A 10,519-nucleotide genomic window follows, 5' to 3' on the forward strand; every position below is an offset into this window, starting at 1 on the left:
CACGGAGATTCTTTAATCTACGAGCCGACTTGCTGAGGCAGGATTTCTCCAGCGACAGTAGAGGTTAACTCTCAAGAGAGCGTTACTGGGAGCATCTCAGTTTTGCATTTATAGTGCGAGCGTCCCCGCTCGCGAGTACAAGACGCGAGCTCGCGACAGCTCGCACTACAATAAAAAAAATGCTTTTTGCAAAACTGAGATGCTCCCTTGGGACAGATACACCATACCGGCTAGCGGTTGGTGTGGGTACTTCACCCAAGATACAAATCATGCAGCCATTTTGCTGTATTTGAGTCCGAATACCAGGAATTATTTCTATGCCTCGCGGTAGTTTTTGAGGTTGAGGTGCAGATGTGCTTCTTACATCTTTAATCCTTCCTTTTTTAAACCTATTTTGAGATTTTTCTAATCGAGAAACTTTCCATAAATGATTAGGATTAATGCAGTTACGGACATCACCACTATGGCGACAAAAGTATTATGCTTTAATCGGACGATCCAAGCTATTTGCTAATGCTAAACGGTGTATTGTAAGCGTTTCTATTCACCCTCAAGTTTATATCTTTTGTTGGTATAACTCCTGCTATTTTTTGAAAGAGTAGAGATAATACAGCCCATCGGCTGAATTTCACCAAATATGCCAGTAATCACCTCTACTATGTATCGTCCATTTGTACAACTCCTAGTTTATTTAGGTGCTGGATAGGTATCCCCGCAGCGCTTTTAAGGCTGCGAGGTTACTTTTTGTCTTTCATTGTTTCTGCAGAAACCTGCTGATAAATTAGCAAGTAAAAAAAGCATCAAACAATCAATTATTGTCTTTCTGTCGTTTCTACTCGGAACCTTTCCACCGATGTCAAAAGGTCGCGAGCAACGCCTACCAAATTTTGCAAAGCACCGGAAACTCGCTGCGCTTCCTGGGATGTTTCCTGAGCGGTTAATTCCACGGCCTGCATCACACTGGCGACGGAGCGAGCTGTTTCATTCTGTTCTACAGTGTCCGCTGTAATCGATCGCACTAACACGTCAATTCGATTAGTCACTTGAATGATATCTTCAAGCGATCGCTTCGCCTGCTCGGCCAACTTTGTCCCCTCAATCACCTGCTGCGTCCCTTCTTCCATCGCCATCATTACCGCGCCAGTTTCATTTTGAATTTGCATCACGATCTGCTCAATTTCTTTCAAAGACTTAGCCGATCGATCTGCCAACTGTCGCACCTCATCCGCCACGATCGCAAAACCCCTACCCGATTCCCCAGCTCTCGCCGCCTCAATACTAGCGTTGAGAGCCAACAAATTCGTCCGAGAGGCGATCGCCGCAATCAAACCCACAATCTTAGAAATTTCTTGAGAAGCTTCCGCCAACCGCTTGACTTTTCTCGTGGTTCCTGCAACCGTTTCTCGAATCTCCAAAATCCCGGCCACCGTCCGTTCCACAGCCTCGCCGCCTTTGAGAGCCGTCGCCGCCGCGCCCCGGGCCACTTCTTCCGCCTCCCTAGCGCTCTCTGCAACCCGCTGAATCGCGTCGGTGAGGACTTGCACCGAATTGAGCGTCGCCGCCTGTTCCTCAGCCTGCCGCAGCGCGTCAGAAGACAAATCGCCCGCAAACTTGGCACTATCCGTAGCGCCCTTGCTGACCTCGCGAGCCGCCTGCTTCACCTGATGGACAATTTCCCGCAAATTTTGAATCGTCAAGTTAAACGAGTCAGCAACAGCGCCCAAAACGTCGGCCGTCACTTCCGCAGTCACAGTCAAATCGCCCCGCGCCGCTCCTTCCACGTCATCTAGCAAGCGAATCACCTGGCGCTGCAAATCTTCCTTTGCCTGTTCCTGCTCGTCAGACTTGCGCCTGGTATCGCTAATCGTGGTTTGGATCACCTTCGCCATGTGGTTGAATTTAGCAGCCATTCTGCCAAACTCATCCTCCGAATAAATCGTAGCGCGAGCGTCCAAAGTTCCTTGAGATACAGCATCGAACTGAGCTTGCAAATTGTCCGAGGATTTACGCACCTGCTTGGCGATCAACTGGCCGATGCCCCAAGAAGTTAAAAAGCTGGTAATACCTGCGGCTGCGGTCATTACCCAGCCTGTTTGTCGCAGGTATACGATCGCCTCCGGCTTGTCTTGCCGCAGAGCTTGATAGGAAGCAATGTTAGTAACGAAAGCCACAGCTACCAGAGAAACCAGTCCGGCCCCGATCGCCGTGTACAACTGTTTTGTAAACAAAGGAGCATTTTCCAAGAAAGCCAATCCCCCCTGTTCTACAGTCACCGAAGTATCCAGCGCTTCAGATTCTGTCGCAGCAAAACTCGACACCGACGCACCAACAGGGCCAGAAATGGTAAACATCTCGTCGTCTCGAATTGCCGAGCCGTCGCTGTTGTCAAAGTCCAGGCTGCCCGTCGAGCCGATCATGCCGCTCGTCGAGTTGCCAAAATTGGTGTTACCTCGAGTCAGCATCGAACTGCTGGCATCTTCTGAGATGTCAAAGTCCGGCAAATTGCCCAAATCGTCAAATTCGTCAAATTCGTCTAAAAAGTCGCTGTTTTCTGGAGAATTCCCAGTTTTTGACGACCATTCGCTGTTGGGAGCGTTGCCCGCCCCGAAAGCTGTCGCTTGCTCGCTGTCGTCGAAAGAAAAAGCATCGCTGAAAGCGTCGTCATCAAAAGCGTCTAACTCGAAGCTGTCGATCGAACCAAATGCCGGGGGTTCCGAGTCACCGTAACCGTTGTTGTTAGAGGAAGAGCGATCGACCGAATTAAATTGTCCCTGGCTCGATCTTTGACTGTGAGAATTAGGGACAGCACCTCCCATCAGCAGCGTTTCGTCTTCCGCCAGCGAATAGTTTGACGAGTAGTCCGAGTTGTTAGTATTCGGCTGGTTTTGAGCTCCAGAAGACCCGAAACCCGAAGGTATCGGATCGGCAAAGGGGTCTGCGGCTGTCGCCGAAGGAGGTAGATTTTGACCGAGATCCGAGCCGCTTGTCGGCGGGGTTTGGTAGTCGTAGTCAGAGAAATCTTCGAGTTCGTCTGGCAAATCTAGCGCACCAAAAGGTTCGCTAAAATTGTCCGACGGCCCGGTGCGGGAGTCGATGTCGTTAGAGTCAAAAGAATTCTCGATTTCTGAAGAAGCGAAACCTTGACCGTTGAGTTGAGTCGGAGCTTCTGAAAACGCATCTCCTGAATAAGGTGCGCTTTTAGCAGACGCTTTGTCCCCAGACAAGTCACCAGCATCAAACGCTGCCTCATCCAAGGCAAAAGGGTCTTCAAAATCAGAATCGGCAAACCGATCCATGTCTAGCGGCTCCGACGCATCAGCATAAGCTGCCATCCCGCCGCTATCGCTACCAAAGGGGTTAGAATGCGAGGTTAAATCTTCTTGATTGTCCCTGCTCGTGGCATCTTGTGGTTCCCACTCCAAGCCGCTCATGCCCAAGTCGGCCAAGTCCAGGTTTTCTAGGTCGTCGTCTGCCAATTGACCGACATAGGGCTCCCCGGCGACAGAATCTCCACCAAAAAGTCCCAGATCCGGGTCTTCTAAGCCTTCATCAACAGATAAGTCTGGGTAGAATTCCAATTCTGTTTGAGCCGACAAAGCCTCTAAATTTTCCGTGTGCAGTTCTCCCGATAAAAATTGGTCTGTGTAGGTAATTCCGCTGTGAGCGTGTTCGACCAAACTGGGGTCGTCGCTGAGACCTAACACCACCGTGTACTGTTCCCGTGCTACCTCGTACTGTTGCAGTCCGTAGCAGTAGATGTGTCCGCACAGCAGGCGAGCGCTGGGATCTTCGGGAAAATCTTCTACTAATTGATAAACTAGGGCCGCAGCTTCTGAATAGTTGCCCTCCATGTAGGCCGCTTCTGCCCGTTGGTAGTCCTGCTGAAAGTTGGTACTTGTTGCCATTTGCCGCCCTCTTTTGATTTTAGATTTTAGATTTTAGATTTTAGATTTTTATCTTGAATGTTTAGATGCGCGCCTCAAGTCCTGTGACTGTTAATGATTAGACCCCTATCGCCAATCGCCAATCTAAAATCGATTTCACGCTGCCCACCGCGCCGATCGCAGAATTTTCACTTGATCTAGCAGTCGCAGCACTGTTTGAGCTTGTGGGCCTAACATCCATTCTCCCCTCAGAAATGGAATCATGCCGTCTGGTGCATTGTTTTGGGAGTGTAGTTGCTCTACGTCGAGCCAGTCCATCCCCACAATGCGATCGACTGCGAGCCCCAAAATCGTGTCTTGGTCTTCCACAGCCACGATGGGAATTTCGGGTCTGTCGGTGTTGAGAGGTGTTTGGTCTCCCAAAAACTGACCGAGATCCGCCACCCAAATCACTCTTCCTCTCATGTTTAGCGTACCTAAAAGCAGAGAAGAAACGTTAGGGATAGGTGTCATGCGGTCTGGGGAGGGAGATAATACCTCTCTAATCCCGATCGCCGGCAGTGCGAACTCGTTCCCCGAAGGAACGTAGAACCGCAGGTGCAGCTCGCCTTCGGGAGTTTCCAGTTCTTGGAATTCTGGAGCCTGATCTATGCCTTGTCCTGGTAATATAAAGTCTGAGCTGCCACTAATCATAATTCTGACACCTGCATTTCTAGCAAATTTTTAACGTTTAGCGCCTTGAGAAGGCACTGTGGAAACTTCGACGGTCAAAACTTGACAATGCCAAGCTTGACACAGCCAAGGGGTGAATGGCTATCCTGCGGTTCGTTTTTGGCAATAAATGCGCGCTCTCAATAATAATTTAGGGTGCGATCGATTATTCACCACTTCTAAAGACTCTATTTGACCGACGCCAGCAGCATCAATCCAGTTAGATTTAGGGAATCCCAGTCGAGTCCGATTAAACTTGGTTAATCCACCAGAACCAGTTGAAACACGCAATCCAGTTTCTTTCAGCCGATTAAATAATGCCCACCGAGTTGAATTAACTGCTGCTGCATTTTTCAGGAGATGCTTTGCTTGAGCGATAATCCGCTTGAGAACATCTGGCTTTTTAGGCTTAATTGGTTGACAAATTGGTTCAAAGGAAACAGCGGTTTTTATCCATCAAAAGCGTCATTGCTTGACGCCTCGGCTTTGCTTTCTTCGATTGCGTTTTCGGTGACGAAGGTTTTAACGCTTACATTAATACCTACCTACCGATTTTTGGGTTGGGGAATGTTAAACTTTCGGCATCGCAGAATGAAACCAACCAAAGACCAGCTTTTTTTTGACGGTAAAAGTCTGGGAAACCAAACTACAGTTTAAAGGTTCGTCAAGGTCGAACGTCCCAAGTGTGGCAATCTTAATTATACTTCTGCGATCGTCCTTGTGGGGCAGGTTTTTCGCTGGCTTTTTACAGGCTTTTTGCGAGACGATTCTTGTGTTTTTCGGATGGGACACAATTTTTCGATTTGACAAATATAGCGCGCCGGATTGACCGTTTCGCCGATCGGCAAAAGTTGAATTGCTCGATCGCCCAAAACGATACTGATTCAAAGCATTCTTGAGGTTAATCAAAGCGTTTTGATACATCCTGTCAGACAATTGATTCATCCAGTTTAATTCAAGTGGTTTTTTTAGGCGATCTGTGAAAAGATTCTTGCTTTCTTCCATCGACTTCGAGTCCAACAGCACCCTTACCGTAAATCAGCAACGTCTATTTTTCTTTGAGTTCATCTTCGAGCGATCGATCTAATAATCTTGTTGATAGATTCGATGAAGGATAGCCCGGGCCCACATATTTTTCTACCAACATTAATAATTCGCTTTCGCCAAAAGGTTTGGTGTAGAAGTCTGTAGCTCCGGCCATGCGGGCTTTAACGCGATCGATAAATCCGTCGATGCCTGTGAGCATGACGATCGGCGTTTGCCGGAAAGCGGTAGAATTGCGGAGCATAGCGCAAACTTCGTAGCCGTCGAGTTCCGGCATGGCGATGTCGCACAGAATTAAATCGGGTTTGAGTTGAAAAACCAAACTCAGGGCTTGCAGGGGATTGCCGATGGCAGTAGCTTCGTAACCGTGTTCGTTTAAAATTGACTCGACTGTTTTGCGAATCACATTGTCATCGTCAATGCAGACAACTCTCTTAACCTTGTTTTCTGGATGCGGCGGCCATTCTCTTCTGTCGTTTGCCGGCGCAACAGATGGCTCGTAAAATACTTGTACCAATCCCTGCTGCACGAAGGGGTAAATCGCCTTAGCGACAGTCAGCACGTCTCTGTTGAGGTAGCGTGCCATTTGGCGGATCGAAGTGTGACCGTCGGCCCAGCGCCTGAGAGTATTAAAGGTACTGGCTGGGAGGGCGACTCGTAGCTCGGTTGGATCTGAAATAACCGGACATTGGTTTGGCGACTGAATGTGAGGGTGAAACTGTTTCCACTGCTGCACCTGTTTGACAATCTTCGCTAGGAGGGGGCTAATTTCTAAGCTGGTCAGTTGAGGGGCTAATGCTGACCCCATTTCAAAAGTGAAGGAACCTTGATGAAGGCTGAGCAAGTCAAACAGGGTTTCGTGAACCATGCTGTGGATGATGTTGCGCCCTTGAGCTGGGGTGAGGATGTGGTTTTCTAGCAGGGCCCACAGATAGCCGTATTCTGGGGCATTGGTAGATGCCATATAAGGAACTTGGATTTTGTCGAGGGCTGTGTCTGCTTTGTAGCGGCGCAGGTAGTCGCGCAAGCGCAACAAACTGCCCGCACTCTGGGTAGCGTAAATAATCTGACCGTTGAAGCAGAAGACATACCAGGATTGTCCTGCAAGGGAGCGCGGGGGGGGTTGAGTACCCGTGTTGCTGGCGGTGGAACTGTAGGCTTCTACGAACAGTTCTCCGGTGCGCTGACCTAACTCAATCAATTGCAGGATGCTGCGGATGTCAATTTCACTCAAATTTCCCTGCATGCAGCTAAACTATCCTCTTTAAAACCGTTGTCTGAGATCGGAAAGACTGTGTGCTGGCCCAAAGATTGACTTGAGTTTCCGCGATCGTTGGCGCGATCGTACAATTGGGAATTGACGAAAGGGCGATGCGGCAAGTGGCGGGCTTTTTGGCAGCGCTAGGAGTCCATAACCTGAAACCGCACAAATCGCGGCATTCTCGCAGTGTGTAGAATCCACATCGCACAATTATTGTACGGGCTTTTCGAGCGTGCAACGCTGGCATTTCCGACTGGTTCAAGCCTTGAATCCCAACAGTTTTGATATTTACTGTGCGCGGTGGGTCTTTTTGGTTGAGTTCTGTCTTAAACCTTGACACTCCCCTGCTATCGAGGCGAGGGGATTCTTGGATCAGCCAGTCGAACTTATCTCTGTTTTGTCGCCACCAGCGAATAGAGATCGGTTTCCTAGCGTGAATTCCGGTGTGCCCCACCGTATTTAAATTGATTCCTGCACGGGCTTTCAAACCCTTTGCTAAAATATTTCTTCCAGCGTTGTGGTCGCGATCTAGTATCGTTCCGCAACCGCAAATATGCGTTCGGGTTGATAAAGTTTTCTTAACAATGTCGCCACAGTTTGAACATTCCTGAGATGTGTATTGTGGTGGAACAGCGATAACTGTTTTGCTGTACACTTTTCCAAAATACTCCAACCATTGAGCAAACTGTGACCACGCGGCATCACTAATTGATTTAGCAAGTTTGTGGTTCTTGACCATGTTACGCACTTGAAGGTCGACCTAGGCTACAAAATCGTTAGATTTCACTACGTACAACGCCGTCTTAATGGCGAAGTCTTTACGCTGCCGACTAACCTTTAGGTGCTTTCTTCCTAACTTGTTGATTGCCTTTTTCCGGCTTTGGGAGCCTTTTTTTTTCCGAGAAACTCGCTTCTGCAATCTCTTCAGAGCTTTTTCGCTTTGGCGGAGATACCGAGGATTGGGAACTGTTTCACCGTCGCTGTCAGTATAGAAGTGGTTTAATCCAACATCTATGCCGATAATTTTACCAGTAGAAACGGCTTCCTCTTTTCGTTCGATGTTGATGCAGAATTGGGCATAATAGCCGTCGGCACGACGCACTACCCTAATTCGCTTGATTTCATCGGGTGCCGAGAAATGCAAATCCCGATTACCAATTAACTTGAATTTTCCAGCAGCAAAGCCATCCTTAAACGTTAGGCATCTTTTGTCACTAGAAAGCGCCCAGCCGGATTGTTTGTACTCGACGGAACGAGTGTACTTCTTGAACTGCGGGTAGCCCTTTTTTCCGGGCTTCTTAGCTTTGCAATTGGCGAAAAAACGTTGGACAGCCAAAATAGCACGTTGGGCCATCGCTTGACGTGCCGTTGAGTTAAGCTTGCCTGCCCATTCAAACTCTTTCGCCACAACGGCGCATTGTTTGTACAGGTCTACTAACTTAATCCCTTGATTTTCTACCCAATGTCTAAGAGTTTTGTTTCTGACAAATTGAGCCGTCCGAATCATGTCATCGATGATTCGATATTGCTCCGCTTTGCCTTTTAACTTAAACTCTAAAACTATCATTGTAATAGTTTATCACTTTTGCTAAAACTTTTACCTATAAGTCTGTATATTTAACAAGTCTTCACACTTGTTGTAATTAAAGCCGTCCTATAAGGACGGGGCTTTAGACCCAATTTTTTGGTAAAATTATGTGCGGTCAAACATGGACACTCGATCGGGCTAAAGCCACGCTCGATTATTGCTTCTACGAATCGACTTGCTGATGCACCCATTACTTCAACTAGACAGTTTTTGACTGACCCCGACCAAAAACGGGTGGCGTGCCGCCTACTCCGATCGCGGCGATCGCCAATTTTGAAAAGAACGTTCCTGCTAGGGTAACAGCAGTTGACATTTTACCTAAATTTACCTAGGTTTTAGTAACTAAAACCTAGGTAAATTGACGAACAGACTAATTAGCGTTGGTGATTTCGATCGAAAGAGAAGGTGCAACCTTTGAAAAAGACCTCGCCAGCGACGTTTCGGAAATAAATAACTCATTCAAAATATTGCGAATTCTGCGCGAAGCAATTAATATACAAAGATACAACCGCATTGAGAGGTCGAATCAATGGCTACCCTAACTTATTGCAAAGGCTTGCCCACACCAGCAGATGAACTCAACGAACTAGGATTTACAGATTTCGAGATGTTCTTAGAAGCTTACGCCCCAATTGTTAGGGCTGCAAGTATTGAAACAGTCAACCACTTACTTTTAAGTACACAATTCAAGAAGTCCGACTGGAACACACACTTACAGCAAACCTACGGCATCAATAAGCGCCATGCAAATGGCGTAATCAGTGCGGCCAAAGGTCGTGTAGACGGGGCTAAAGAACACAGAATTTTACACACAAAGACTCTTGAAGGAAAGATTAAATCCATTAGTGTATGGCTCAAGAAAGCCGAACGTAAGTTGGGATTAGCCCGTAAATTTTATGCCAAGAAAAAATGGCATAATTCAAAGACAGGTTGTAATTTTCCCATAGCTTGCTCGCTCCAATACAAATCTACCAATTGGCAGAGTTTACGCTTTCAAATACACAATAAAAAGCGTAGACTGACCCTGTTAACGAATAGGCTCGAACACTTAAGAGTCAAGCCAATCAAAGTCGTCGTCCCTCACGGTGATATTTTTGTCGTCGGCTCTAAAGACGAGTCTTTTGGCAATCAAGTCTCCCATTGGAATGGGAGCGAAATAACTTTTAGAGTCCCCAAATGCTTAGAGTCACGATTCGGGAAAGCTGTATCTTCCGAGGTTGGTGATTTCAATCGCAACATAAATAGACTACCAGAATGCGGGGCTAAAACCTGGCACTTCTACCGTAAAAACGGAAAGTGGGTTATTGCCGTGCAATTTACTCCCAAGCCTGTGAATCAAGTTTCTAGAAATAGGATGTACGGTTGCATTGGTATCGATATGAATCCTGGTTCTATTGGGTGGGCGTATGTTGATAATGAAGGGAATCTCAAAGCCAAAGGGCAGATTCCATTAAAGATGGGCTTACCGAATGGCAAGCAGCAGGCTCAGATTGTTTATGCCTGCTTGCAACTAGCAACAAAAGCCACGGAGTTTGAATGTCCCGTAATTTGTGAAGAACTTGATTTCTCAACAAAAAAGGAATCTCTAGGGGAGAAAGGTAGAAAGTATGCCCGGATGTTATCGGGTTGGGCGTATAGCGAGTTCTACAAACAACTCAGTTCTATTTTGTCGAATCGCGGAATTGAGTTAATTGCAGTCAATCCAGCTTATTCAAGTATTATCGGCTTGGTGAAATACCTAAAAATGTATGGCGAGTGCCAGCGACGAATCGGCTGCACTGGTAATTGCTCGCAGGGCTATGAAATTAAGTGAAAAAATACCTCGCTCCTTAACCGCCTATTCCGAGGTGAACCCGGAAAAGCACGTAGGTCGCGAGTGGAGCCAACTGAATAGAAAAATCAAACGTTCCGCTGTAATATCACGTCGCTGTGATTATTATAGCGTTTCTAACTGGAGTTTCTTGGTCAACCTCGATGCCGAGGAAGCGTAAGCGCTAAGAAAGAACGTTTAAAGCTTATACCGCAGAGCTT

5 protein-coding genes and 2 pseudogenes are annotated in these 10,519 nt (G+C 47.3%); 1 reads left to right on the top strand and 6 read right to left on the bottom strand.

What is annotated here, in order from left to right:
• Window positions 1-812: 812 nt before the first annotated feature.
• The 6 genes and pseudogenes from QUB13_RS09915 to QUB13_RS09940 form a co-directional block, all read right to left on the bottom strand.
• Window positions 813-3,905: a methyl-accepting chemotaxis protein gene (locus QUB13_RS09915; RefSeq protein WP_333380343.1), complete on the bottom strand. Its 3,093-nt coding sequence runs from the start codon at window positions 3,903-3,905 to the stop codon at window positions 813-815.
• 135 nt (window positions 3,906-4,040) lie between these two features.
• The gene (locus QUB13_RS09920) at window positions 4,041-4,574 is read right to left on the bottom strand and encodes a chemotaxis protein CheW (RefSeq protein WP_333380384.1); all 534 of its coding nucleotides are present in this window, start codon (window positions 4,572-4,574) and stop codon (window positions 4,041-4,043) included.
• Window positions 4,575-4,757: 183 nt separating this feature from the next.
• Window positions 4,758-5,000: pseudogene (locus tag QUB13_RS09925) on the bottom strand (RNA-guided endonuclease IscB); the annotation flags it as partial.
• A gap of 165 nt (window positions 5,001-5,165) precedes the next feature.
• Window positions 5,166-5,540, bottom strand: coding sequence for a hypothetical protein (locus QUB13_RS09930; protein ID WP_333380344.1), 375 nt, complete (start codon window positions 5,538-5,540; stop codon window positions 5,166-5,168).
• A gap of 103 nt (window positions 5,541-5,643) precedes the next feature.
• The gene (locus tag QUB13_RS09935) at window positions 5,644-6,885 is read right to left on the bottom strand and encodes a response regulator (protein WP_333088458.1); all 1,242 of its coding nucleotides are present in this window, start codon (window positions 6,883-6,885) and stop codon (window positions 5,644-5,646) included.
• Between the two features lie 367 nt (window positions 6,886-7,252).
• Window positions 7,253-8,467, bottom strand: a pseudogene (locus QUB13_RS09940) (RNA-guided endonuclease InsQ/TnpB family protein); the annotation flags it as partial.
• 550 nt (window positions 8,468-9,017) lie between these two features.
• Here QUB13_RS09940 and QUB13_RS09945 point away from each other — a divergent pair.
• Window positions 9,018-10,301 carry a hypothetical protein gene (locus tag QUB13_RS09945; protein ID WP_333380345.1) on the top strand — a complete coding sequence of 428 codons (1,284 nt, stop codon included), beginning with the start codon at window positions 9,018-9,020 and terminating at the stop codon, window positions 10,299-10,301.
• The last annotated feature ends 218 nt before the right edge of the window (window positions 10,302-10,519 follow it).

It is taken from the genome of Microcoleus sp. B4-D4, assembly GCF_036705185.1.
GTDB lineage: Bacteria > Cyanobacteriota > Cyanobacteriia > Cyanobacteriales > Microcoleaceae > Microcoleus.

Coding starts and splice junctions, on each gene's coding strand:
- QUB13_RS09945 (WP_333380345.1), top strand. CDS start 9,018: ATGGCTACCCTAACTTATTGCAAAGGCTTGCCCACACCAGCAGATGAA.
- QUB13_RS09930 (WP_333380344.1), bottom strand. CDS start 5,540: ATGAATCAATTGTCTGACAGGATGTATCAAAACGCTTTGATTAACCTC.
- QUB13_RS09935 (WP_333088458.1), bottom strand. CDS start 6,885: ATGCAGGGAAATTTGAGTGAAATTGACATCCGCAGCATCCTGCAATTG.
- QUB13_RS09915 (WP_333380343.1), bottom strand. CDS start 3,905: ATGGCAACAAGTACCAACTTTCAGCAGGACTACCAACGGGCAGAAGCG.